Raw genomic sequence first — 23,823 nt, forward strand, 5'->3', positions numbered from 1 at the left:
ATCAGGATTGCGCGGTCCAGGGCCGCACCGGGGGCTTGACCCAGAGGATCTTCTCGTCCGGGTTCTCCCGGCGGGCGGCGGGGTGGTTCGGATTGCGTTGCGCCCAGGCGTCTTTCTCGTCCAGCAGGTTCGTGACCAGGGTCCAGGTCTCGTCGGTGCTGGGTGGGTTGATCCCGGCGGCGCGGGCGAGTTTGCGGCGGGTGGCGGCGGGGACCTCGTGCAGTTCGGCACCGGTGATCCCGCGGTGCCACAGGTAACCGGCCAGCCGCCGGGCTTTCTCGGCGCGTTCTTTCGAGGCGTGCCCGGTGTGGGCCCAGTCGGTGTGGTCCGGGTCGGTCATGGCGGCGGTCATCCTGGCGGCGCGGGTGTGGACTGGGCGGCGGCGCCCGGCGTCGAGCGTAGCGGGCGGCTCACCAGAGGGCCGGGCGCACCCGTCCGGGCGTGACCACCCGGGCCAGCCGGTCGCGGGTCTCGCCGACGGCCTGCGGGCCGAGTATCGATGCCCAGCGCTGCGCGAAGCCGTTCGCGGCGGCCTCGGCCGCGCGGGTGACCGCCCAGCCGCGGTCGGTGAGGGTGATCAGCCGAGCACGGGCGTCGCGCGGATGCGGGTTGCGGACCGCGTAGCCCTTCGTCACCAACTCCTCCACCAGCTGGCTGGCCGCCTGTTTGGTGACGCCGAGATGGTCGGCGATCTCGCCGACGGTGGCCCCGACCGGGGCCATCCGCACGAAGGCGAAACCGTGGGCGGGGCGCAGGTCGGTGAATCCGGCCGCCGTGACGCCGGCGTGGATGGCGTCGGTGACCTCCGCGGCAGCCGCCAGCAATAGCAGGGGGAGATCGGTGGCAGGTGCGGACATGAGTACATGGTGGCACTTGACAGATTGGTCAACTAGATTGACTATATGGACAAGCTACTTGTCTATCTGGAGGAGTGATCCCGATGCCCGTCATCCATGCCGCCGACGCCGAGGTCCGCGATCTGCACAACGCCCGCTTCACCTCCTACATCCGGCCCGCCACGGGCAGCGCCGAACTGTGCCTGTGGCGGCTGGAGGTCCGGCCCGGCACCGGCGGTCAGGGCCACCGCATCCTGCGCGAGGAGGTGTTCTTCGTGCTGTCCGGCACGGCTACGCTCACCGTCGACGACGAGGCCACGGTGCTGGCCCCGGGCGATGCCGCCGTCGTGCCCGCGGGCTCGATGCTGCGGATCGACAACGCGGGTCCGGAGCCCGCGGAGTTCGTGGTGGTGGCGCCGGTCGGATTCACCGGCGAGTTGCCCGACGGCACCACCATCACCCCGCACTGGGTGAGCTGAACCCGCCTGCCGCGGCAACGGGCCGGGCGCATCGCGACGGCCGCTACACCGCGACAATGGGTGATGTAACCCGTCGCCCTATCTCTCTACAGGCGCGGCTGAAGCGCCGACAACCGTGTGGTGGAGGGGCGGCAGATGGCCGGACGACCGGGGCCCGAGCATCGGGCCGAACGTCCGCGTGCACGTGAGTTGCGACTGGTGCCCGCCGACGGGTACCCCGACTGGGAGTCGGTCTACCGGGACAATGTCACCTGGGTCTACGGCCTGATGTTCGGCAAGGTCGGCAATCGGCCCGATGCCGAGGACCTGACCGCCGAGGTGTTCACGACGGCGCTGCCGCCGCTGCGGCTGACCGCGACGGCCCCGGAGGTGCGCGCCTATCTGCGGGCCACCGCCCGCACGGTGCTCGCGGCGCATTGGCAGGCCCGGCTCGGCCGCGAGATCACCACCATCGACCCGGAGGACATCGACTCCGGCGCGCTGGGATCCGCGCCCGAGCCGGCGGCGGAGCCCGAACCCGGCGGCGCGGCGGAACGGCGGGCGCGGGCGGTGCTGGACCGGCTGCCGCCGCGGTACCGGCGCATACTGGAGCTCCGTTTCTTGCAGGGACTTTCGGTGCGCGATGCGGCCGCCGCGCTGGAGGTCACCGTCGCGAACGCGAAGGTGTTGCAGCACCGGGCATTACAGATGGCAGCGCGATCGGACGAGGAGGGTGCGTCGTGATCGGATCGTCGGCCCCGCGCGGCACGGCCGAATTCGATGCGGAGGTGACACTGTGAGCGACAGGGACGTCGAGCGTTACGTCGAGGATCTGCTCGCCGGTCGCCGGCCGCGCTCGTGGCAGCCCACCGAGGAGGAGGCGGAGCAGATCCGTGCCGCCATCGCCCTGCGAGCGGGCCGGCCCGGCGGCACCGAACCCACCGAGGAGTTCCGCACCGATCTGCGTCGCCGGCTGGCGGCCGAACTCGGCGAGCCGGCGGCGCCGTCCGCCGCTGGGACGCCGCGGCGGCGCTGGCTGATCGGCACCTCCGCGGCGGCGGTGGCCGCGGCGGCGGCCGGTGCCGTGGCCGACCATGCCCTCACCGGCGGTGCGCTGCCCGCCGCGCAGCCCCAGCCGACCCTGGTGCCCGCCCGAGGGGAATGGCGCACGGTGGCCACCTCCGCCGACCTGCCCGAGGGCGGCACCGTCGCCTTCGATGTCGGCACGACCCGCGGATTCGTCTGCCGCCGTAACGATGTCGTGTACGCGCTGTCGGGCATCTGCACCCATCAGGGCTGCGCGCTGTGGTTCGACGCGCCGGTGCTGCGCTGCCCCTGCCACAGCACCTCGTTCGACACCGCGGGTGCGGTGGTCACTCATGCGCTGCCGCAGGCGCCGGCGCCGCTGCCGCGCCTGGAGGTGCGTGAGAACAACGGTGCGATAGAGATTTTCGCGCCGATCCGGCAAGCATGACGGATCTTGTAACCCGCTCCGCTATCTCCTCACGACGACATCGAGTCGCCCGCCCGTCTGTGCGTCGGTGGCCGGTGTCGTTGCCTACCAAGGAGATCGCGAATGAAACCCTCGCCTCGAACGGCCCGTCTCGCCGGCTGCGCCTTCGCCGTGGCCGCTCTCGCCCTGGCCGCGACCGGTTGCGGCACAACGAATTCGAATACCACTCCGACGGATCCGACGCCGGTGTTCGCCTCCGGCGCACCGACCCCGGGTTTCCCGGGCAAGGGCACCCCGATGCCATCGATGCCCGGCATGTCGGCCCCGCCCGCGAGCGCCGCGCCCGCGGGCACCGGCACGGCCGCCGTCCCGGTCGCCGGGACCGCGGTGTCCATCGACAACTTCGCCTTCGCCCCGGCGAGCCTGACCGTCCGGGTCGGCAGCACGGTCACCTGGACCAACCACGACGAGGAACCGCACACCGTGGTGAGCGCCGACGGCACCCTGCATTCGCCCGGAATGGGTACCGGCGCAACGTATTCCTACACTTTCACCAAGGCGGGCACCGTCGACTACGTGTGCTCGATCCACCCGTTCATGCACGGCACCGTGGTGGTGACCCAGTGATCGGGAACGAGGGAATGAGCCGCCGCGGATTCCTGCACCATTCGGCCTGGTTCGGCGCCGCGGTCGGCCTGGCCGTGGCCGGTGGCGAGGTGGTTTCGCAGGTCGCCGGGGCCCCGATGGCGCGGGCCGAGTCCGGACGCCCGGAGTTGCGGTTCGTGCAACTGTCCGACAGTCACCTCGGTTTCCAGGGGCCGGCCAACACCGATGTGGTGGCCAGCTTCGCCGAGTCCATCGCGCGGGTGAACTCGCTGGGCTACACCCCGGATTTCGTCATCCACACCGGCGATCTCACCCATCTGTCCACCCCGGACCAGTTCGATCAGGTGAAGCAGATGCTGCTCGGCCTGAACACGCCGCACGTGTTCACCGTGCCCGGCGAGCACGATTCGGTGGACGACGGCGGCCAGAAATACCGCGCGGCGTTCGGTCAGGGCACCCGCGGCGACGGCTGGTACAGCTTCGACATCGCCGGCGTGCACGTGATCGCGCTGGTCAACACGCTGAACTTGCAGAGCCTCGGACATCTGGGGACCGATCAGGTGGACTTCGTCCGCAAGGACGTCCAGGGGCTGCACAACGACACCCCGATCGTGGTGTTCAGCCACATCCCGCTGTTCGCGATGTATCCGCAGTGGGGCTGGGGGACCGACGACGCCGCGCAGGTGCTGAGCCTGCTGAGCCGATTCGACTCGGTCACCTGCCTCAACGGCCATGTGCACCAGCTGTTCAGCAAGACCGAGGACAAGGTGGTCTTCCACAGCGCCACCACCACCGCGTACCCGCTGCCGCATCCGGGTGACGGCCCGGCGCCGAAACCGGTGACGCTGCCGCCCGGACAGTTGCACGCGGCGCTGGGGGTGCGGGAGGTGACCTACCGCAAGGGGCAGCAGGCGCTGGCGGTCACCGACACGCCGCTGCCCTGACGCACATCGCCGCCCTGGCAGCTCGGGAATCCACCGCTTCCACTCTCGCTGGAGAGTGATATTCTCCGATAAAGAGATGAGCAATCTCAGGGATGTATACGGGGTCGCTGGACGCGAGCAGGCGGCCCCGGGAGCAGTGAGGTGCCGGGTGAACATCGACGACATGATCTTGGTGAGCATCGACGACCACGTGGTCGAGCCGATCGATATGTTCGAAGGCCGGGTCCCGTCGAAGTGGGTGGATCTCGCTCCCAAGGTCGTCGTCGACGAGCAGGGCATCGATCGCTGGATCTACCGCGGCCGGCCCACCGGCGTCGCGGGCCTGAACGCGGTGGTCACCTGGCCGGCCGAGGAATGGGACCGTGACCCGGCGGGCTACGCCGAGATGCGCCCGGCGGTCTACGACATCCACGAGCGGGTGCGGGACATGAACGTCAACGGCGTCTTCGGGTCCATGTGCTTCCCGACCTTCACCGGATTCTCGGCCGGGCACCTGACCCACCTCAAGGACGAGATCACCGTCGGCATGATCTCCATCTACAACGACTGGCACATCGACGAGTGGGCCGGGGCCTATCCGGACCGGTTCATCTCGATCGCCATTCTGCCGCTGTGGGATCCGCAGCTGGCCGTCGCCGAGATCGAGCGGGTCGCCGCGCGGGGGGTACGCGCGGTGACCATGCCCGAGCTGCCGCACATCGACGGCCTGCCCAGCTACTTCGACGTCGAGTACTGGGGCCCGGTGTTCCAGGCGCTCCAGGACCACGACGTGGTGATGTGCCTGCACATCGGCCAGGGCTTCGGCGCCCTGAAGCTGGCCCCCGACGCCCCGATCGACAACCTGATGGTGCTGGCGCCCAGCGTGTCCCAGCTGGCCATCCAGGACCTGCTGTGGGGTCCGGCGCTGCGCAGCTACCCGGGCCTGAAGATCGCGCTGTCCGAGGGCGGCATCGGCTGGATCCCGTTCTACCTGGACCGCTCCGACCGCCACTACACCAATCAGAAGTGGCTGCGCCGCGACTTCGGCGGCAAGATGCCCAGCGACGTGTTCCGCGAGCACGTGCTGGCCTGCTACGTCACCGACAAGACCTCGCTGAAGCTGCGCCACGATATCGGCATCGAGAACATCGCGTGGGAATGCGACTACCCGCACTCGGATTCGTACTGGCCGGACGCGCCGGAACTGGTGCTGTCGGAGTTGCAGGCCGTCGGCGCCGACGACGCCGATATCGACAAGATCACCTGGCAGAACGCCTGCACGTTCTTCGGCTGGGATCCGTTCGCTCGCACCCCGCGTGAGCAGACCACCGTGGGTGCGCTGCGCGCGCAGGCCACCGATGTGGATGTCTCGACCCGCACCCGTGCGGAGTACGCGCAGCGCTACGCCCAGCGCGCCTGATCCCGTCCCCGCCGAGATGGAAGATTGATGACCGGACAATTCAATGTCGTTGTGGCCGACGGCTGTACGCCCCGGCTGTTGCGCGACCTCGGTGACACCGAGTCGCTGGACTCCTACCGGGGCACCGGCGGCTATGCCGACCTCCCCGATCCGGAGCCGTTCGTGGCCACCGTGACCGACGCGGGCCTGCTCGGCCGCGGCGGCGCGGCATTCCCGTTGGGCCGCAAGCTGTCCACCGTGCGCAATGCCGGGGTGACGCCGGTGCTGCTCGCCAATGGTGAAGAGGGCGAACCGGCTTCGGTGAAGGACCGCTGGTTGCTGCGGTACCGGCCGCATCTGATCCTGGACGGCATGCGCCTGGCCGCGCACACCGTCGGCGCCGATCGGGCCGTGCTGTACGTGTCGGATCCCGCCGGGGCCGAGGCCGCCTCGGCCGCGATCGCCGAATTCGACGGCCTGCTCGGTGGCGTCCGGCTGGAGCTGGTCACCGTCGCCCCCGGTTACGTGGCGGGGGAGGAGACCGCGGCGGTGCGCGCGGTCAACGGCGGTCCGGCCAAGCCGTCCGACAAGCCGCCGCGGCCGTTCCAGGAGGGTGTGGACGGCCGGCCGACGCTGGTCAGCAATGTGGAGACGTTGTCGCATCTGCCGTTCCTGCTCGCGCACGGCGCCGCGGAGTTCCGCTCGGTCGGCACCGCCGGATCACCGGGCACCTTCCTGTCGACCGTGACCGGGGCCGGCGCGCCCGTGACCTACGAACTGCCGCACGGCACCCCGGTGTCGGAACTGCTCGCCCAGCACGGTGTTTCGACCGACCAGGTGACCGGCCTGCTGCTCGGCGGCTACTTCAACGGCATGATCAACCGCCGCGCGCTGGACGCCACCCTGGACCACGAGACCCTGCGCGGCCTCGGTTCCGGCCTGGGCTGCGGTGCGGTCGCGGTGCTGACCGCCGAGACCTGCCCGGTCGCGGTGGCCGCCGCGGTGCTGCGGTACTTCGACCGGGAGAACGCCGGGCAGTGCGGCTCCTGCTTCAACGGCACCGCCGCCATGGCCGCGGCCGCCGAGGCGCTGCGCGACGGCCAGGCCACCGACGACGATCTGGACCGGCTGCGGCGCTGGTCGACGGTGCTGCGTGGCCGTGGCGCCTGCGGCACACTGGATGCGGCGACCAATGCCGCGGCGACCCTGTTCGCGGAGTTCCCGGACCAGGTGGCCGCCCACCGCCGGGGTGCGTGCCCGGTGTGTACCGCGCATCCGTACACCGCCGCGCGACCGTTCGAAGTGGAAGCTGGGGACCTGGTATGAAAGTCCGTCTGGATCGCACCCTCTGTGACGGGTTCGGCATCTGCGCCAAGCACGCCCCGGAGTACTTCCCGCTGGACGACTGGGGCTACGCCTCGATGGAGCGCAACGGCGACGACGTCCCCGCCGGTGACCACGACGCGGTGCAGCGCGCCCTGCTCGACTGCCCCGTCCACGCCATCATCGAGATGAACAACGGCGCACAGTAGTTCGATCGGCCCGCCCGTCTCGCAGGACCTCACACGACCTGCGCTTGAACGGTGAAATTCGCACTCCGACCAGGTAGGCTGAACAGGTGTTAAGCGCGCCGAACGGGACTGTCGAGCAGAATGTTCGCATGACCACGCCGCGCCGCATGGGTACCGAGCAGTCCAAAACCCGTCACCAGTTGCTCGACATCGTCGAACGGCTGATGCTCGAGGAGGGGTACGCCGCCGTCGGTATCCGGCGGGTGGCGCGCGAGGCGGGTGTCACCCCGCCGCTGGTGCACTACTACTTCCAGACCCTGGACGACCTGTTCATCGCCGCCCTGGAACGCCGCGCCGAGCAGTTGCTGACCCGCCAGGCCCAGATCCTGGAATCCACCGAACATCCGTTGCAGGTGATGTGGGAGCTGGCCGGCCAGCCCGCCGGGATCACGCTGACCAACGAGTTCGCCGCCCTGTCGGCCCACCGCAAGAACATTCGCTCCCATCTGGCCGAGTACGCGCGGCGCTACCGCGCGCTCCAGGTGACGGTGCTGACCCGGTATCTCGAGCGCACCGGCCGCAGTATGGACGGCATCTCGCCGGAGGCCGCGATCTTCCTGATGACGGCGATCTGCCAGGTCCGCATCCGGGAGGAATCGATGGGCATGACAATCGGCCACGCCGAGGCGCTGCTGCTCGTCGACGAGTTCATCCGACGGCTACAGGGCGAGGTGCCGCCCGCCGCCCCCGCACCGGCCGTCACCGTAGACGGCTGACCTGGCTGTCGAGAGGATGTGTGCGATGCGAGAATTGGCCGCCGAACTGTCGGCGTGGCATGCCGCGGGGCGAAGCTTCGCGGTGGCCACGATCGTGGACGTCACCGGCAGCGCACCCCGGCCCGTCGGCGCCACCATGGCCGTCGACACCGACGGCCGGGTGCTGGGCAGCCTCTCCGGCGGCTGCGTCGAGGGCGCGGTGTACGAATTGTGCCGGGAGGTCCTCGAATCCGGTCAGCCCGTGCGGGAGACCTTCGGCTACAGCGAATCCGACCCGTTCGCGGCCGGATTGACCTGCGGCGGTGCGCTGGACGTGTTCGTGCACCGGGTCACCACGGCCGATCGGGCCGTTCTCGACGCGGTCCTGCACGGCCCGGAACCGGTTGCGCTGGTACGTGATCTGAGCACCGGGCGATTGCTGGCGCTGGCCGGCGACGAGACGATCGGCGACCCGTTCCCTGCCGAGGTGATCGCCGCGGCGGCCGCGATGCTCGACACCGGCGCCACCGGATTGCGCACGGTCGGTTGCGAACCGGAGGAGATCACCGTCTTCGTCGAGTCCTTCACCCCGCCGCCGCGGATGATCGTGGTGGGCGCGATCGACTTCGCCGCCGCGGTGGCCGGGATCGGCCGCTTCCTCGGCTACCACGTGACGGTGTGCGACGCTCGCCCGGTCTTCGCGACCCCGGCCCGGTTCCCGGACGCCGACGAGGTGGTGGTCGACTGGCCGCACCGCTATCTGGCGAGTACCCGGATGGACTCGCGCACCGTCGTCTGCGTGCTCACCCACGACCCGAAGTTCGACATCCCGGTGCTGGAACTGGCCCTGCGGCTGCCGATCGCCTACGTCGGCGCCCTCGGCTCCCGCCGCGCCGACCGCGACCGCCGCGCGCACCTGCGCGCGGCGGGTCTCACCGATGCCGAACTGGCCCGGCTGCATTCACCGATCGGCCTGAACCTCGGCGGCCACACGCCCGCGGAGACCGCGGTCGCCATCGCCGCCGAGATCGTCGCCCACCGCCGTGGCGGCACCACCCGCCCGCTGTCGGCGACCGACGATCCCATCCACGCACCACGACCGGTTCCGGTGCCGCCCGGGTAGGCGGCGGCCCTCTGGCACCGGAAATCACTGTGGGACAGCGTTTCCGGGCCGCTCAGGTCCGGGCGACGAGCAGGTCCTCTCCGCTGGAGGGGTACAGACCGTCGCTGCGGCCGGTGAAATAGCGGTCGCCCAGCGCCTTTCCGGAGACGTGCGCGACCTCGGCGAAACCGCACGCGCGGGCCAGATCCAGCATGTCCTCGGGGGCGTAGAAACTGAGGAAAGGGGTTCCGGCGGCCGCGGCGCCGCGTTGCGACATCTCCAGGCCCGCGCGATCGGGCTCGTCGACGAGCTCGGCGGGCAGCAGGAAGGTCATCACCACCGTGGAACCCGGTGCGAGACCGGCGAGTTGGCGCAGGGTGGCGGCGGTGGTCTCCCTGGTGAGGTACATCGAGACGCCGGCCGAGGCCGCGACGGCCGGGCGGGTGGTGTCGAAACCGTTGGCGGACAGCTTGTCCCACCAGCTCTCCCCGGCCTCGAAGTCGACCGGGACCAGCCGCAGCCGCTCGGCCACCCCGTAGCCGAGTTCGATCAGCCGGTGCCGCTTCCACGCCTGGGTGCCCGGCCGCTCGACCTCGAAAACCGTTACCCGGGAACCGATATCGGTGCGGCGCTCGGCGAAGGTGTCCAGCCCGGCGCCGAGCAGCAGGTACTGGTCGACGCCCAGCTCCGCCTGCTCGGTCACCAGATCCTCGATGAACCGGGCGCGGGCCACGATCGACGCTCGGAAGCCGGCGGTGCCCTGCGGGTGCATATCGCCGCGGTCGCGCCACCCCGGCTCCGGATCGACCAGTTTCAGGCCGACCTCGTCCACCAGCACCGGCGGCGCGGCGTCGACCTCGGCGTGCAGCGCTCGCCACAGCGCGACCCGCACCGCGGTGTTGTCCGGCGGGTCGAGACGTTCGGTGGCCATCTCAGTTCCGCCCCGGCGCCTGGATGCTCCACAGCCGCCCGTCGGGATCGCGGACGGTCATCTCCCGGGTGCCGAAGTGGGTGTCCTCGAATTCGGTGACCACCTCGACCGCCGGATCGGGCCGGAAGGCGTCGGCGTCGGCGACCTTCAGCACCAGTTGCGCCTGCGGCGGCTGATCCTCGGGCACCTCGGCGACGAATATGTACGGCCCCTCGGCGGCGCGCAGCTGCCCGGAATTGTGGCCGGTCTCGAAATCGAGCGTGAAACCCAGGGCCTGGAAGAACTTCGCGGCTCGTCCCCAATTGTGCGTGGTGAGGAACACCGCCTCGATCCCGTCGGTGGTCATCGGATCACTCCTTGTGCGTCGATTGCTGTGCGTGTGCCTCGAGGTAGGCCCGTAGCGCTGTGGCGACCAGGGCCGACAACGACGAGCCCGACTCGATGGCGTGGAGCTTGACCTGCTTGATCAGTTCGACCGGCAGGTACACGTTGAACTGTTTGACGTCCTCGCCCACGCGCCGACACTAGCATGCTAGCAATCTAGCAACAAGAGGTCAGTGCTCGGGACGGCGCGCGACGTGCACGGTCTTGGCGGTGAGCAGGAAGACATCGGGTCGCCGATCGATGCCGGCCGGGTCGGCGGGGTCCAGCAGCCGGTCCAGGGTGGCGAGATCGTCGGCGTCGAGCAGGTCGGCCAGCGAGTCCCGGGAGCGTTGCAGATCCTGGCGCACCCAGTGCCGCGGCCCGCCGGTCAGCGGGGCCGGGCGGTCCACCAGATAGCTGCGGCTGCGGGCGTCGATCAGACCCGCCGCGCGCAGCATCTCCGGCCAATCCTCCACCACCGCAACCGATCCCGGCAGCTCCTCGCGCATCACGTCGAAGCGCGCGCTGACCAGCGCGTCCAGCCGGACCTGCAAGCCGGGCCGGCCGAAGCCGATATCGCGCGGCAGCATGCGCCGCGGCAGGCCGCCCTCGGCCACGGCCAGCACACCGCCGGGCCGCAGCCGCCCGGCCAGCGCGGTGAGCGCCCCCACCTGATCGCCGACGTGGTGCATCACGTGCGAGGTCCAGATCAGGTCGGCCTCGGGCAGGGCGGCCAGGTCGTCGGGGAACTGCGCGTGCACGGTGGTCAGCCGCACCCCGAGCCGGTCCGCGCGCCGCGCGGCGTGCTCCAGCAGTTCGGCCGTGCCGTCCACGGCGACGACCTCCGCCTGCGGGAACCGCTGGGCCAGCAGGCACGCCGCCACGCCGGGCCCGCTACCGATGTCGAGCACCCGCTCCGGCTTCAGCTCGGCGAGGTCGGCGAAGGCGCCGTCCAGCACGGGCTGGAACGCCTCCGCCTCGCCGACCAGTACTTCGGCCATCCCGGCCCAGTCGAAGTCGACGGTGGGCGCGTGGTGATGATGGTGGTGGTGAGGGGTGGAGTCATGGCTGTGCGTCATGCCACGACTGTGCGTGACAGCGTGGCGGTTCGGCAAATTTCGTTGCCGAATCGGCAAAAACTACCGGATCGATCAGGACCGCAGCAACGGAATCAGCGGGGCGAACTTCTCCATGTTCGGCTCCAGCACCGTCAGGTAACCGATGCCGAACCGCTCCCGCCGGGCCCGCACGGTCTCGGCCATCTCCGCATGGTCACCCACCAGCAGCATGGGCACCTCCTCGAGCCGGTCGGCGAGTTCCGGCGGCAGATGATCGGACATCCGCTCCCGCAGTATCGGCCGCTCCTGCGGCGCGGCCAGCGCCTGGATCAACAGGTTGAACTCGACCCGGTCCCGGCGCGGGCCGAGCAACTCCCGCACGTACTGGACCTTCTGCGCCAGCTCCTGCGGACCGGCCCCGGTGAGATGCCCGCTGTCGTCGGTCCCGCCGCCGGTGAAGGCGATCACGTCCGCATGCTCGGCGGCCACCCGCAGCAGCCGCTGCCCCCAGCCGGCGATCAGCAGCGGCGGCCCGCCGGGCTGCACCGGCTGCGGCTCGTACTCGCTGTCGCCGAACAACTTCCGGAAGGTGAGCGCCGTCTCCGCGACCGCTTCGACGCGCTGCCGCGCGGTCGGGAACGCGATCCCCGCCGCCTCGAACTCGGCCTTCACATAGCCCGCGCCGAGCCCGATCTCGGCCCGCCCGTCGGTGAGCCGATCGACGGTGGCCACCTCGCGCGCCAGCAGCACCGGATTGTAGAAGGGCACATTGAGCACGAAGCTGTTCACCCGGACACGTTCGGTGACCGCGGCCGCCAGCACCATCGCCGGCAACGGCGAGGGCAGGCCGAGATGATCCGGCACCCCGATCACATCGAACCCGAGTTCCTCGGCGCGGCGGCACTTTTCGATCCATTCCGCCCGCGAGCCGAGGGAGAGCATGTTGACGCCGAACCTGAAGTCGCCCATGGCTCCTGCCTACCACGTCCCGCGCGGCGGCGCCCGTGACGGGCGTCAGCGGGCCGCCGCGCGCGAGCGCCGCGGTGGATCGGGCCGATCAGGCGGCCCCGTCCAGCTCCACCCGCACGATCGCGCTGTCCGCCCACAGGCTGGTCGTCCGGATCCGCCGCAGCTTCTCGATCGGGCTCAGGTCGCGGTGGACGGCCACCACGCCGGGTATGCGGAGCATCGGAACCACATTCCATTGCCAGCCGTACCGCTGGTGCAGGGCTCGGTTCCCGGCCTCCGCGTCGGGTCCGGTGAGGATCGTGGCCTGTCCGGTCACCGCCACCGGGTCGCCGGTGACCCGGCCGCGATAGTCGCACGGCCGCAACTCGACTCGCGGGGATGCGGCCAGGCGGCGGGTCTTCGGGCCGATCTTGGTGCGGAACAGGACGGTGCTGCCGTCGATCCGGAACCAGATCGGAGTGTCGACGGCGGTGCCGTCCCGCCGGAAGCTGCGCAGCAGGGCGTATCGGGTGCGGGTCAGATCGGCAGGGGGGTTCGGCATACCGACTATTCGACTACTTCGAGCCGACTGGAAGTCAACCCCCGGCGCGCATCATGATCGATGTCATGTCGGCACAGCTGTCCATCGGTGAGATCGCCCGCCGCTCCGGTGTCGCGGCCACGACCCTGCGGTACTACGAGGATCGCGGGTTGTTGCGCGCACCGGAGCGGGTCGGCGGCCGTCGGTGCTACGACGAATCGGTGCTGATCCGGCTGCGGGCCATCGAGATCTGCAAGGCCTCGGGATTCAGTCTGGACGAGATCACGGTGCTGCTCGACGACGAGGCTCCCGGTCGTCCCGCGAGCCGCGCGCTGGGGGTGGCCAAACTGGCCGACATCGACGCCCGGATGGCCGTGCTGGCCGAGGCGCGTTCCATCATCGAAACGGGCCTGCGCTGTACCTGCCCCTCGCTCGAGGCCTGTACCTGCGGTGTCTACCCGCCGGTGGGAACCCGAACCGTCCGTTTGCCCGGTCCGGTTGGTTAGGCTCCGATACGCTTGGTACCGGAACGACTCCCGCTTGCGCACCGGTGCGATGTCGTTGGGGGTCCGCCCGGGTGGGTTATGGCTGGATCGGGTAGTACGGCGACGAGAGTCGTTACGCGGGAAGGACATCGACTGATGACGGTGCGTCGGATGGCAGCGGGGGTTGCGGCGGCGGCGGGAATCGCCGCGGCGGTGTGCGGTACGGAACCGGCGCAGGCCGATCCGTTGCCGCAGTTGCCGCCGTTCGGTACGACCTTGTTCACCTTCGGTGACGCGAATTTCTGTGCGGGAGCGATCAATATCGCGATGGAGGCCGCCCCGCGCGCCCCCGGTCACGTGCTCGCGCACGTGACACCGGCGGGTTACTTCCACGGCCCCTGCGGAAATCACGTGTCGATCGGCTGGCTCGGTTCCCAGGGCCTGCGCTCGGCGGACGTCTATGTGCGCGCCGACGCGAAGCCCGGCCAGACCGTCACCACGGACCTGTGGGTGGGCATGGGCATCGCCAAGATCATGGCCGCCAGCTGGCCGATGCAGGGCAACTTCACGGAGTGGTACCTGTACGTGCCGTAGCCAGCGGTGCGGTGTCGCGGGGAGCCATGATGCGCTCCATCCCGGCCAGCGATTCCAGCACCGGCAGCCGGGTGACGATGTTGCGCAGTGTGATACCGAGCCGTGTCCGCGGCATCAGCAGGCGCACATTCGGTCCGACCTGTTGCCTGCGGGCGACGGCCGGCCGATGCTCGCGCTCGTAGTGCGCGAAGGCCTGCCGGTGATCGCCGTCGGCGGCGGCGAGTGCGTCTGCCAGCCGGTACGCGCCGGTCAGCGCGAGTTCGGCGCCGCCGCCGGAAACCGGTGAGGCGCAATGGGCCGCGTCGCCGGTCAGCGCCACGCGGCCGTCCGACCAGGCGGGCATGTGTACCTGGGCGAGCGCGTCGAAGTACAGATCGTCGTCGGCGAGTGCGCCTGCCAGCAGGCGGGCCACGTGCCAGGCCCGGCTGCCGCCGAACCGCGCGGTCAGCGCGCGGCGCGCGGCGTCGAGGTCGCGCGGATCGAAATCCATTCGGGGACTGCGGAATGCGAGATACGCCTTCGCCTCCGGATGGTTGCCGGAGCGGTAGACACCGGCCATCGCCCCCGGAGTGTTGTAGACGGTGATCCAGCGATCCGGTCCGAGGCCGGAATCGGCCGTGGCGAAGGCGAAATAGTGATCCAGGTGGCGCACGAACCGCTGCTCGGGGCCGAAAGCACAGCGCCGCACCGCCGAATGCAGCCCGTCGGCACCCACCACCAGATCGAAGCGCCGCTGCCCCGCGCGGTCGAAGCCGACGGTGACCCCGTCCTCGTCCTGTGCCAACGTCCGGATCGACTCGCCGAACAGGTATTCCACGGTGCCGCTGTTGTTCTCGTGCAGCAGCCGGACCAGGTCGCCGCGCATGATCTCGACCTCGCCGCTGCCGATCCGTTCCTGGATCCGCTGGATGTTCACCTCGGCGCGGCGGCGGCCGTCGGCGCCGACGAAACGCATGCCGAGCACATCGGTGGCGGCCGCGCGCACCCGCGGCAGCAGTCCCATGCGCTCGACCACCTCGATGGCCTGCTCCCGCACATCGACGCCCTGCCCGCCGGGCCGCGGCGCGGCGGCGCGCTCGACGATCGTGGGCCGGAAACCGTACCGCGCCAGCCAGTATGCGAGGGTCTCGCCCGCGATGCCGGCGCCGGAGACGAGTATCCGCGGATTTCTCATAATCGAGTCCTGTCTCAAAAATATTGACCATCGGTCAGTCAACTCACCCTAGGATGCTGACCCGTGGTCAGTCAAGGCGTACTATCGGTCACCGTGACCGACGATTCCCGCGCGCGCATCCTGGCGATCTCGCTCGAGCTGTTCGCCGAGCGCGGCTGGCACGCCGTCACCGTCCGGGAGATCGCGGACCACGTCGGCCTGACGAAAACGGCTGTGCTGTACCACTTCCCGAGCAAGAACGAGATCGTCACGGCACTGGTCGAGCCGCTGCTGGCCGACAGTGAGACGGTGGTGGCGGCCGCCCGGGCCGTCGGCGACCCGCGGGAACGGGCCTGGGCGGTGGTCACCGGCCTGCTGGACGTATGGCTGCGGCACCGCACCCTGCTGCGGATCCATATGCAGGACCAATCCCTGGCCGCCGACGAGCGGACCTTCGTGCGCCTGCGGGATTTCGCGCTGGCGGTGCAGGAGGCGATCGCCGGGCCGGCGGCCGATTTCACCGCGCGGGTCCGGGCTGCGCAGGTGTACGCGGTGCTCAGCGATCCGGTGGTCATCTTCGCCGATCAGCCCGCCGAGCCGTTGCGGGCGGCGATTCTGGACGGCGCCGCCCGGCTGCTGGGCCGGTCCGAATCGGTTCCGCCGCCGGTTGAATCGGGGCCGCTAGCGGCCCCGCCGCCGCCACGCCCGGCACGGCGTGGGCGGCCCGGCGTGATGACCGCCGAGATGATCGAAGCGGCGCGCCGGATGCGCGACGAGGGTACGGCCTCGATCGACGAGATCGCGGCCCGGCTCGGGGTCTCCCGGGCGACGCTCTATCGGCATCTCACCGAGTCTCGATAAGCCGAGTATTTATGAGACAGATTCCGAGACGTCGCGGGGGAGCGGGCCCAGGGCCCGGCGGGCGAGGTCCAGCCAGCGCAACTGCTCGGATTCCGGCACGGCATCGCCGGGTGCGGTGGCCAGCAACAGGATCACGTCGTCCACGGTGACATCGGCGTACAGGGCGCCGCTGCGGTGGGCGGCGGCGACCAGCCGTTCGACCACGTTGCGGCCGCGCTCCTGAACCCGGCGCAGCGCCTCGGCGGCGGTGTCGGCCACGGTGAAACGCAGCAAGCGCTCTTGACGTACTTCCAGCGCCAGCAGCGCGGTGATCTCGTCCTCGGCCCGGCTCGCCCCGTCGTCGACGCGATCCGCTGCGGCGGTGAGGGATTCGTCGATCGAGGCCGAGAGGTCGTCCACGATCGCTTCCAGGAGAACCGCTTTCGAAGGGAAGTGACGGTAGAGCGTGCCGACCGCGACGCCGGCCTCGGCCGCGATCTCGTCCATCCCGACCTCGGGGCCGACCGTCATCACCAGATCACGCGCCGCCTCGGCGATCGCTGTTCGATTGCGCTGCGCGTCTGCGCGACGGCGCCTGTCGGTCATCCGCACACCTTACTTGCCCAGAACATGAACTGCTGGTTCACTTTAAAAGTGAACTGGGGGTTCATGTTAGGAGGGCGCAATGAGCACCTGGACCGAGGCCCAAATTCCCGACCTGCACGGCTGCGTCGCCGTTGTCACCGGCGCCAACACCGGAATCGGATTCGAGACGGCGCGGGCGTTGGCCGAACACGGCGCCACAGTCGTGCTGGCCTGCCGGAACGCGGATCGGGCCCGCGCCGCGGCCGACCGCATCACGGCATCCGTGCCGGACGCACGGGTGGACACCGAATTGCTGGACCTGGCCATGCTGGGTTCGGTGCGCACGGCCGCCGCCGCATTGCGCGATCGCTACGACCACATCGATCTGCTCATCAACAATGCCGGCGTCACCGGCCTGCGCGGTGTCACCGGGGACGGTTTCGAGAACCAGTTCGGCATCAACCATCTCGGCCACTTCGCGTTCACCGGCCTGCTGCTGGATCGCGTGATCGCGGCGCCCGCGGGCCGGGTGGTCACGGTCAGCAGCCTCGGACACCGCATGGGCCGCATCGATCCGGCCGATCCGGCCGCCGCCGGTGGAAACACCTACGGCAAGTCCAAACTCGCCAATCTGCTGTTCACCTATGCTCTCGACCGCCGGCTCTCCGGCTCTCCGGCACGCGCCCTGGCCGCGCATCCCGGCGGTGCGGACACCGACGTGGCGCGGTATTCGCCTGTCCCCGTGCGCGTCCTCAACCGCGCCCTGACCCGCGCCCTGGGCCGGACCCCGGCCATGGGCGCCCTGCCCACCCTGCGCGCCGCCGCCGATCCCGACGCCGCCGGTGGTGAATTCTATGGTCCCTCCGGTCTTTTCGAAGTTCGCGGCTACCCGGCAGTCGTCGAGCCCGCCGCCCCCGCCCGCGACCGGCAACGCCAGGACCGGCTGTGGGAGGTCTCCGAGGAGCTGACCGGCGTCCGCTACCCCGAACTGCACGTCGCCGACCAGCTGGGCTGAGCCAGCTCGACTGCCGGAATCGATTGCCGTGCAACAGGAGTACATGTGCTGGTGTGTGGCAGCCCGGAAGATGCCGGTCGGACACGACCGGCATCTCGCCGTGTGCATGTCACCGCCGGTGAGTGGGTCGTCCGTGTCGGCGATGATCGTCGTCGTCACCGTGCGCGCGCACGGCGTGTACCGCATACCGGGTCGGTGGGATCGGTTGTCCGGCCGGCGATCGGCACCGGCAGCTCACCGCTCGGCGCGCGGTCGATGCCGCACGGACGTAACAGGTTGTCCTGGAGCGCAATACATAGGCTGCACGGTTATGGCCCGGTCCGGTGCGGGTCGTCGGCCGGCAGCCACGTGCCGGGCGAGGTGAGTCCGAGATCGCCCACGCCCCGGCAGATCGCGTCGGCGGCGGCGGTCACGGCGGGCCGGTCGCCGTCGGCCCGGGTCACCAGCGACCACGTCCACACCGCCACGGGGTCGACAACCGGATGCCGGACGAGATCCGTTGGCAGCGAGGCATTCTGACCCTTCGGACTGTTCAGCACCGGACGGCCCAGCACACGTGCGTGGTCGAAGAAGGCCGGGCCGGTGATCCCGCCGTCACCGATGCGGAGGACCGTCGCGCCGGTGTCGGCGGCGAACTCCTGTGCGAACCGATTCCAGGACAACCAGGCCGTATCGTCGTCGTCCACCAGGACGACAACATCCCGGGCCCGGATCGGCGTGCCGTCTCGGGCGGTTGACACCGCATAGAGCCGGTCGGCGCCGAGCGGCCGGGCCCGCAAATCGTATCGCCGGAGGTCGTCGGTGCGGACCCCGCACACGGCGAGGTCCAGGCTGCCCTCGCCGACCCGCGCGACCTGGGTGTGCGAGGGCCCGACCCAGGTGTCCAGATGTAGCCGGGCCACCCCGGCCACCCGCTCGCTCAGATCCGCGGGCAGCCAGTTGACATAGCCGAGGCGCACCGATTCCGAACCCGCGAATTGCGCTGCGCGGCGGCGCAACTCGTCGGCGCGCTCCAGCAGCCCCCGGACCTGCGGCAGCAACGCCGCACCGGCCGGGGTGAGGGCCACGCTGCGCCGGTCCCGCACGAACAGTTGCACCCCGAGGTCCCGCTCCAAGGCTTTGATCTGCTGGGACAGCGACGGCCCGGCGATCAGCAACCGCTTCGCGGCCCGGCCGAAGTTCAGTTCCTCGGCGACGGCGACGAAATATCCGAGCTGACGCAGCTCCATACACCCGATGCTACGTGCGGTGGGAGGTTGTGCCTATCAGACGGGAGTATGCCGGTCGTGGCGCTCGCGCGGGCGGCGACCACACCATGAGGCATGACTCTGATCGCCGGGAGCGTCACCCTCGACGAGCGCGCGAACGCGTGGGGGACCGTGGTCCGTGGTGGCGCGGCCCTCGCCGCCGCGATGGGGGTCGGCCGCTTCGTCTACACCCCCATCCTGCCGTTGATGACGGCGCAGGCCGGATTGGCCCCGGCCGCCGGCGCGAGCCTGGCCACCGCCAACTACCTCGGTTACCTGCTCGGCGCGCTGGCCGCGGTGGTGGCGCCCGGCCCGATGCGATCGCGCACGGTGTTCCGGGGCTCGCTGGTGCTGCTGATTCTCACCGTCGCGGCGATGCCCGCCACGCGCAGCATCGCGGCGTGGTGGACGCTGCGCCTGCTCGCCGGAGTGGCGAGCGCGGTCGTCTTCGTGATCGCCGCTGGAGTGTTGCTGGACCAGTTGCGCGACCGTCGTGCTCATCTGGCCGGCTGGGGAATCGGCGGCGTCGGCGTGGGGATCACGGGGTCGGGGCTACTGGTGCTGCTGATCCGGCAGATCGGCGACTGGCGGTCGGCCTGGTGGGCGGCGGCTGTCCTGACCGCACTGTTCGCCGTGGCGGGCTGGTCCCTGCGCCTCGACCGCGCTACCGCGGCCACCGACTCCACCCCGACCGCGCCCTCGCACCGATGGTTCGCCGCCCTGTTCACCAGCTACACCCTCGAGGGCATCGGGTACATCATCGCGGGCACCTTCCTGGTGGCGGCGATCGACCAGGGTGCGCACGGCGCACTCGGCACCGTGGCCTGGGTACTCGTCGGAATATCGGCCGCCCCGTCGGCGGCCGTGTGGGCATGGCTGCAACACCGCTGGTCCCGCCCTACCCTGCTGCTGACAGCACTGGTGTTACAGGCCGTGGGAATCGCCCTGCCCGCCATGATCGGCGGCATCGCCACCGCGGCGCTCGCCGCAATCCTGTTCGGCGCCACCTTCCTCGGCGTCGCCACCCTCGCCCTGGCCGTCGGCGCCCATCTGAACTTCCCCCGCTCGGTGGCCCTGCTGACCACGGGCTATTCCGTCGGCCAGCTCCTCGGCCCACTGGTCGTCACCCCTTTGCTGCGGCACGGATACCACCAGGCCCTCCTGCTCGCGGCACTGACAGTCCTCGCCTCCGCCGGAGCCGCAGCACTGCTGCGCATCGGCTACCCCCACCACCTCGCCGCCGAGCAGCCGCGAGAGGTATAGCGGCACATACTTGTTGCCACGGTGGGCCGGATCGGGCCACCTTCCGGGCGGAAGTTGTTTCAGGACAGTCGTTCACGCAGCAGGCCGAGGCCGTCGCCGGTCAGGTCGGCTGCGGGATCCATTCGGCCGCGTCGGCCAGCGATTTCGCGCCGGTGGCCACGGCGGTCGCGGCGGTCCAGTCGAGGCGGAGTTCGGCATCCGGCTCGGCGGCGGGGCCGTCGTGGTGGGTGATCCCGTGCTCGCCGACCACGATGTGGAAGGTGGTGTCGCCGAGGTGCACGGTGACCGTGCCCGTGCCGATCCGGTCGGCGACGGCCCGCCCGAGCGGGAGGGCGAACCACTGCGGGCGCATCGCGTCGGTGGGCCGGCGCTCGCCGAGTAGCGTGGTGCCCCAGGTCGACAGGGCGTCGAGGACCGGGCGCAGCGCGGCGCCGGTGGGGGTGAGTTCGTAGACGGCGGTCGTCGCGCGCGGTCCCACCCGGTGCCGGGTCAGGATGCCGTCGTGTTCCAGGTCCTTCAGCCGGGCGGCGAGCACATCGGTGCTGATGCCGGGCAGATCGGCGAGCAGGTCGCTGTAGCGGCGCGGGCCCGCGCACAGTTCGCGGACCACCAGCAGCGCCCATCGGTCGCCGACGACGTCGAGGGCCCGGCTGGCGGCGCAGTAGTGGTCGTAGCTTCGGCGTGGCACATGCCTACTGTAGGCCACTGCTTGGAAATTCCAAGCACAAACTTGGAAAAACCAAGTAGAGTGTCGTCAACCGCACCGGAAAGAGGATGTTCATGCAGGTCAAACAGTCGAGCAAGCTGACGGGCGTTTCCTACGAGATTCGCGGCCCGGTGGCCGAACAGGCGGCACGACTGGAGGCCGAGGGGCACCACGTCATGAAGCTCAACACCGGCAACCCGTTGCTGTTCGGCTTCGAGGCGCCCGCGGAGATCCTCCAGGACATCGTGCGCTCGTTGCCCGGGTCCAGCGGCTACTCCTCCTCGAAGGGCCTGCTGCCCGCGCGGCGCGCGGTGGTGCAGTACTACCAGACCCTCGGGGTGGAGGGGCTCGAGGTCGAGGAGGTGTTCCTCGGCAACGGGGTCTCCGAGCTGATCATGATGGCCATGACCGCGCTGCTGGAGAACGGTGACGAGGTGCTGGTCCCGGCCCCGGACTTCCCGCTGTGGACCGCCGCGACGACGCTCAACGGCGGCCGGCCGGTGCACTACCTGTGCGACGAGCAGTCCGACTGGTACCCGGACCTCGCCGACATCGAGGCGAAGATCACCGACCGCACCCGCGCCATCGTGATCATCAACCCGAACAATCCCACCGGCGCCGTCTATCCGCCGGAGGTGCTGCGGCAGATCCTGGAGATCGCGCGCCGGAACAATCTGGTGGTGTTCGCCGACGAGATCTACGACAAGATCCGTTACGACGGCTCCGCCCACACCGCCGTCGCCGCGCTCGCACCGGATCTGTTGTGCCTCACCTTCTCCGGGCTCTCGAAGGCGTACCGCTGCGCCGGCTTCCGCTCCGGCTGGCTGGCCGTCTCGGGCCCGACCCAGCACGCGGAGAACTACCTGGAGGGCCTGGCGATGCTCGCCGGGCTCCGGTTGTGTGCGAATGTTCCTGCGCAGCAGGCGATTCAGGCGGCACTGGGCGGGTATCAGAGCATCTACGACCTGACCCTGCCCGGCGGCCGGCTGCGCGAGCAGCGCGACCGGGCCTGGGAGGCGCTCAACGCGATCCCGGGCGTGTCCTGTGTGAAGCCGGCGGGTGCGCTCTACGCCTTCCCTCGCATCGATCTGTCGATGTATCAGATCCACGACGACGAGCGGTTCGTGCTGGATCTGCTGTTGCAGGAGAAGCTGCACATCGTGCAGGGCACCGGGTTCAACTGGCCGCGCCCCGACCACTTCCGCATCATCACCCTGCCGCACGCCGACGAGCTGGAGGCCCTGATCGAGCGGATCGGCCGGTTCCTCGCCACCTACAAGCAGTAGCTCAGCTGCGCCGGGTCACCACGACGGGCCGCACGTCCTGCGGAATCCGATCGAAGGCCGACACCGGCACGCCGAAGGCCGCGGCCAGCACCTCCCGGGGCATCGCGTTGAACGCGGCGACGATCCCGATGTCGTCCTCGGCCTCCCGGGCGGCGGTGTTGAACACGATCAGCACCTCCAGCGGGATGTCGGCGGCGTTCTCGAAGTAGTGGAAGAACCCCTGGGGCGCGAACACCAGATCGCCCTGATGCGCCTCGAACACGTCGGTGCGGTAGCCGCTGCCCGGATGGGTGCCGAGCACCGTCCACTTCGCCGACCCGGACACCACGTAGTTCAACTCCCAGGCGGACGGATGCCAGTGCGGCTCCCGGACGCCGCCGGGCTCCAGCCGGACCAGATAGACCGAGCCGCGCTGGCCGGTGAGCACCGGGAAATTGCCCTCGTGCGCGCCCCGCAGCTCGCCACCGGCGAAACTCTCCGGCGCCGACGCGGCGAGCCGGAACACGTGCTCCGCGCTGTCGAGTCCCTCGTCGAGACCGCCCTCGCCACCGGGTGCGGCGCGAGTCGAATCGGTCTCCGCCGCAACGAGTCCCGCGCCCAGCGCGGCGCCGCCGAGGGCCGCTACCCCGGTGCTCAGCGCCGTCCGGCGGCCGATGCGGGGCCGGTCGCCCTCGGGCGTGGTGTCGTCCGTCATGGCTCGCTCGTCTCCGTTCCGGGTTCCGGCCCTGCGGGTGGCGTGTGCGGCCTGTCGAACGGATCGGTCCGAACGGACGCGCGTCGGTCATCGTAGCCGCCGATTCACGGCAGCAGGTGCAGGCGCCGGTCCGCAGCGGCGGTCGGCCGCTGCGGCCCACCCGGTGGTGACTGTCAGGATTTGTCCCCGGCCTCGAGGACGTCGAGGAATTTCTGCACGCTGTAGATGTCGTGGTCGTCGCCGGCCCGAAGCGGTGCGATGTAACCGGAGTGGCCGTTGTAGAGCGCTCGCAGGCGTTGCAGCCCGAAGATCTCGACGGGATCGGCGGAAGCTCCGAGTCGATCGAGACGATCCGCGCGCTCGGCGAACGTTCGACTGCCCGCGCGCACCGTTTCGGCCCATTCATCGGAGGTGGCCAGAATATCCCTGTCGAAGTTCGGCAGGACGCTCGGTGACAAGCCTTCGCGTTCCAACGCCCAGTTCATCAGGAGCCGTGAGGACCGGCCGTTGTAATCGGTGAACGGGTGAATGGACACGAAACGCTGTTGAAGCTCGGCGGCGAGTCGGTAGGGGTCGGTCCCGGGCGCACCGCGTGCGTTGTTGTACCAATCGGACAGGGACTGTAGCTCGTTCCGTATCGCGGCAGCGTCTTTGCGCTCGTAGGAGACGGCGCTCATGTTCCCCAGCGGTGGGGTGCCCGGTTCGATGTGCAACAGATGGGGATTGGCCTCCACGGTGTGCGCTTCTTCCGCGGTGAGCGGCCTGCCGAGGACGGCCCATCGCGTGCCCTCGGCGAAAACCCCGCTGTCCTGCGGCCCGAACTGTCCGGCCCGCTGATTGATTTCGGTCATGAACCGCACGGACAATTCCTGATCGCCGTAACTGCGAGTGAAGGCACGTGCATCGAGATAGCCCGCCCAATCGCTCTCACCGAACATCAACTCCGGTGTCGGATGACCCGAGACGAGGGCCGTTCGATGGAGGGGCTCGTCGATGAACAAACTGGACTCGAGTGCGCGCTGGGACGGTGTGCGCAACCCGAGTTCGGCCGACCGCCGTTCGATCAGCGTC

At 70.0% G+C, this 23,823-nt stretch carries 30 protein-coding genes; 16 read left to right on the forward strand and 14 right to left on the reverse strand.

The window, feature by feature from the left end; genetic code table 11:
- Position 1: 1 nt before the first annotated feature.
- Together LBW94_RS36960 and LBW94_RS36965 are read right to left on the reverse strand one after the other, a co-directional pair.
- A complete protein-coding gene (locus LBW94_RS36960; RefSeq protein WP_225060448.1) occupies positions 2 to 340 on the reverse strand; it encodes a hypothetical protein in 339 nt (112 codons plus the stop codon).
- Between the two features lie 70 nt (positions 341 to 410).
- Positions 411 to 857: a MarR family winged helix-turn-helix transcriptional regulator gene (locus tag LBW94_RS36965; RefSeq protein ID WP_225060447.1), complete on the reverse strand. Its 447-nt coding sequence runs from the start codon at positions 855 to 857 to the stop codon at positions 411 to 413.
- An 83-nt stretch (positions 858 to 940) separates the two neighbouring features.
- On the opposite strand from LBW94_RS36965, the gene LBW94_RS36970 reads away from it, so the two are divergent.
- From LBW94_RS36970 to LBW94_RS37015, 10 genes are all read left to right on the forward strand, one after another.
- Positions 941 to 1,315, forward strand: a complete 375-nt coding sequence (locus tag LBW94_RS36970; protein ID WP_225060446.1) for a cupin domain-containing protein — start codon at positions 941 to 943, stop codon at positions 1,313 to 1,315.
- A gap of 135 nt (positions 1,316 to 1,450) precedes the next feature.
- On the forward strand, positions 1,451 to 2,038 hold the full coding sequence (locus tag LBW94_RS36975) for an RNA polymerase sigma factor (RefSeq protein WP_225060445.1): 588 nt from the start codon (positions 1,451 to 1,453) through the stop codon (positions 2,036 to 2,038).
- A gap of 52 nt (positions 2,039 to 2,090) precedes the next feature.
- A complete protein-coding gene (locus LBW94_RS36980; protein ID WP_225060444.1) occupies positions 2,091 to 2,768 on the forward strand; it encodes a Rieske (2Fe-2S) protein in 678 nt (225 codons plus the stop codon).
- Positions 2,769 to 2,870: 102 nt separating this feature from the next.
- The gene (locus LBW94_RS36985) at positions 2,871 to 3,374 is read left to right on the forward strand and encodes a cupredoxin domain-containing protein (RefSeq protein WP_416277028.1); all 504 of its coding nucleotides are present in this window, start codon (positions 2,871 to 2,873) and stop codon (positions 3,372 to 3,374) included.
- A 14-nt stretch (positions 3,375 to 3,388) separates the two neighbouring features.
- Positions 3,389 to 4,297 carry a metallophosphoesterase family protein gene (locus LBW94_RS36990; protein WP_225060482.1) on the forward strand — a complete coding sequence of 303 codons (909 nt, stop codon included), beginning with the start codon at positions 3,389 to 3,391 and terminating at the stop codon, positions 4,295 to 4,297.
- Between the two features lie 148 nt (positions 4,298 to 4,445).
- Positions 4,446 to 5,696, forward strand: a complete 1,251-nt coding sequence (locus tag LBW94_RS36995) for an amidohydrolase family protein (RefSeq protein ID WP_225060443.1) — start codon at positions 4,446 to 4,448, stop codon at positions 5,694 to 5,696.
- Between the two features lie 27 nt (positions 5,697 to 5,723).
- Complete coding sequence (locus LBW94_RS37000; RefSeq protein ID WP_225060442.1) at positions 5,724 to 7,001, forward strand: NADH-ubiquinone oxidoreductase-F iron-sulfur binding region domain-containing protein; 1,278 nt, start codon at positions 5,724 to 5,726, stop codon at positions 6,999 to 7,001.
- Positions 6,998 to 7,207 (forward strand): ferredoxin, encoded by a 210-nt coding sequence (locus LBW94_RS37005; protein ID WP_225060441.1) that lies wholly within the window; start codon positions 6,998 to 7,000, stop codon positions 7,205 to 7,207. Before LBW94_RS37000 ends, LBW94_RS37005 begins: the two co-directional genes overlap by 4 nt.
- A gap of 128 nt (positions 7,208 to 7,335) precedes the next feature.
- Complete coding sequence (locus LBW94_RS37010; RefSeq protein WP_225060440.1) at positions 7,336 to 7,962, forward strand: TetR/AcrR family transcriptional regulator; 627 nt, start codon at positions 7,336 to 7,338, stop codon at positions 7,960 to 7,962.
- 25 nt (positions 7,963 to 7,987) lie between these two features.
- Positions 7,988 to 9,064, forward strand: a complete 1,077-nt coding sequence (locus tag LBW94_RS37015) for an XdhC family protein (RefSeq protein ID WP_225060439.1) — start codon at positions 7,988 to 7,990, stop codon at positions 9,062 to 9,064.
- A gap of 52 nt (positions 9,065 to 9,116) precedes the next feature.
- Here the strand turns inward: LBW94_RS37015 and LBW94_RS37020 are convergent, their stop codons facing one another.
- The 6 genes from LBW94_RS37020 to LBW94_RS37045 all read right to left on the reverse strand — a co-directional run bounded on the left by LBW94_RS37020 (position 9,117) and on the right by LBW94_RS37045 (position 12,905).
- Positions 9,117 to 9,974, reverse strand: coding sequence for a class I SAM-dependent methyltransferase (locus LBW94_RS37020; protein WP_225060438.1), 858 nt, complete (start codon positions 9,972 to 9,974; stop codon positions 9,117 to 9,119).
- 1 nt (position 9,975) lies between these two features.
- Complete coding sequence (locus LBW94_RS37025) at positions 9,976 to 10,320, reverse strand: VOC family protein (protein WP_225060437.1); 345 nt, start codon at positions 10,318 to 10,320, stop codon at positions 9,976 to 9,978.
- Between the two features lie 4 nt (positions 10,321 to 10,324).
- Positions 10,325 to 10,489 (reverse strand): ribbon-helix-helix protein, CopG family, encoded by a 165-nt coding sequence (locus tag LBW94_RS37030; protein ID WP_225060436.1) that lies wholly within the window; start codon positions 10,487 to 10,489, stop codon positions 10,325 to 10,327.
- A 39-nt stretch (positions 10,490 to 10,528) separates the two neighbouring features.
- Complete coding sequence (locus LBW94_RS37035; RefSeq protein ID WP_225060435.1) at positions 10,529 to 11,416, reverse strand: class I SAM-dependent methyltransferase; 888 nt, start codon at positions 11,414 to 11,416, stop codon at positions 10,529 to 10,531.
- 72 nt (positions 11,417 to 11,488) lie between these two features.
- On the reverse strand, positions 11,489 to 12,364 hold the full coding sequence (locus LBW94_RS37040) for a TIGR03621 family F420-dependent LLM class oxidoreductase (protein WP_225060434.1): 876 nt from the start codon (positions 12,362 to 12,364) through the stop codon (positions 11,489 to 11,491).
- Between the two features lie 88 nt (positions 12,365 to 12,452).
- Positions 12,453 to 12,905, reverse strand: a complete 453-nt coding sequence (locus LBW94_RS37045; protein ID WP_225060433.1) for a PPOX class F420-dependent oxidoreductase — start codon at positions 12,903 to 12,905, stop codon at positions 12,453 to 12,455.
- Positions 12,906 to 12,970: 65 nt separating this feature from the next.
- On the opposite strand from LBW94_RS37045, the gene LBW94_RS37050 reads away from it, so the two are divergent.
- Both LBW94_RS37050 and LBW94_RS37055 read left to right on the forward strand, forming a co-directional pair.
- Entirely contained in the window at positions 12,971 to 13,390 is a 420-nt protein-coding gene (locus LBW94_RS37050) for a MerR family transcriptional regulator (protein WP_225060432.1), read from the forward strand.
- A 135-nt stretch (positions 13,391 to 13,525) separates the two neighbouring features.
- A complete protein-coding gene (locus LBW94_RS37055) occupies positions 13,526 to 13,963 on the forward strand; it encodes a hypothetical protein (protein WP_225060431.1) in 438 nt (145 codons plus the stop codon).
- Here LBW94_RS37055 and LBW94_RS37060 read toward each other — a convergent pair.
- On the reverse strand, positions 13,935 to 15,137 hold the full coding sequence (locus tag LBW94_RS37060; RefSeq protein WP_225060430.1) for an FAD-dependent monooxygenase: 1,203 nt from the start codon (positions 15,135 to 15,137) through the stop codon (positions 13,935 to 13,937). The two genes, LBW94_RS37055 and LBW94_RS37060, sit on opposite strands and share 29 nt — an antisense overlap.
- 93 nt (positions 15,138 to 15,230) lie before the next feature.
- Between LBW94_RS37060 and LBW94_RS37065 the strand changes: the two genes are divergently transcribed.
- Entirely contained in the window at positions 15,231 to 15,977 is a 747-nt protein-coding gene (locus LBW94_RS37065) for a TetR family transcriptional regulator (protein WP_225060429.1), read from the forward strand.
- Positions 15,978 to 15,986: 9 nt separating this feature from the next.
- Here LBW94_RS37065 and LBW94_RS37070 read toward each other — a convergent pair whose 3' ends face one another.
- Positions 15,987 to 16,562: a TetR/AcrR family transcriptional regulator gene (locus tag LBW94_RS37070; RefSeq protein ID WP_225060428.1), complete on the reverse strand. Its 576-nt coding sequence runs from the start codon at positions 16,560 to 16,562 to the stop codon at positions 15,987 to 15,989.
- A gap of 79 nt (positions 16,563 to 16,641) precedes the next feature.
- On the opposite strand from LBW94_RS37070, the gene LBW94_RS37075 reads away from it, so the two are divergent.
- Positions 16,642 to 17,556 (forward strand): oxidoreductase, encoded by a 915-nt coding sequence (locus LBW94_RS37075; protein ID WP_225060427.1) that lies wholly within the window; start codon positions 16,642 to 16,644, stop codon positions 17,554 to 17,556.
- Positions 17,557 to 17,864: 308 nt separating this feature from the next.
- Here LBW94_RS37075 and LBW94_RS37080 read toward each other — a convergent pair whose 3' ends face one another.
- Positions 17,865 to 18,785, reverse strand: a complete 921-nt coding sequence (locus tag LBW94_RS37080; protein WP_225060426.1) for a LysR family transcriptional regulator — start codon at positions 18,783 to 18,785, stop codon at positions 17,865 to 17,867.
- A gap of 93 nt (positions 18,786 to 18,878) precedes the next feature.
- Between LBW94_RS37080 and LBW94_RS37085 the strand changes: the two genes are divergently transcribed.
- A complete protein-coding gene (locus tag LBW94_RS37085; protein WP_225060425.1) occupies positions 18,879 to 20,066 on the forward strand; it encodes a YbfB/YjiJ family MFS transporter in 1,188 nt (395 codons plus the stop codon).
- A gap of 100 nt (positions 20,067 to 20,166) precedes the next feature.
- Here the strand turns inward: LBW94_RS37085 and LBW94_RS37090 are convergent, their stop codons facing one another.
- Positions 20,167 to 20,754, reverse strand: coding sequence for a winged helix-turn-helix transcriptional regulator (locus LBW94_RS37090; RefSeq protein WP_225060424.1), 588 nt, complete (start codon positions 20,752 to 20,754; stop codon positions 20,167 to 20,169).
- Positions 20,755 to 20,846: 92 nt separating this feature from the next.
- Between LBW94_RS37090 and LBW94_RS37095 the strand changes: the two genes are divergently transcribed.
- Entirely contained in the window at positions 20,847 to 22,058 is a 1,212-nt protein-coding gene (locus LBW94_RS37095) for a pyridoxal phosphate-dependent aminotransferase (RefSeq protein WP_225060423.1), read from the forward strand.
- Between the two features lies 1 nt (position 22,059).
- Here LBW94_RS37095 and LBW94_RS37100 read toward each other — a convergent pair whose 3' ends face one another.
- Together LBW94_RS37100 and LBW94_RS37105 are read right to left on the reverse strand one after the other, a co-directional pair.
- Positions 22,060 to 22,752, reverse strand: coding sequence for a cupin domain-containing protein (locus tag LBW94_RS37100; RefSeq protein WP_225060422.1), 693 nt, complete (start codon positions 22,750 to 22,752; stop codon positions 22,060 to 22,062).
- Positions 22,753 to 22,925: 173 nt separating this feature from the next.
- Positions 22,926 to 23,753: a Fic family protein gene (locus LBW94_RS37105; protein WP_225060421.1), complete on the reverse strand. Its 828-nt coding sequence runs from the start codon at positions 23,751 to 23,753 to the stop codon at positions 22,926 to 22,928.
- Positions 23,754 to 23,823 lie beyond the last annotated feature (70 nt).

This window comes from Nocardia sp. alder85J (assembly GCF_020176955.2).
In the GTDB taxonomy this organism is placed as follows: Bacteria; Actinomycetota; Actinomycetes; order Mycobacteriales; family Mycobacteriaceae; genus Nocardia.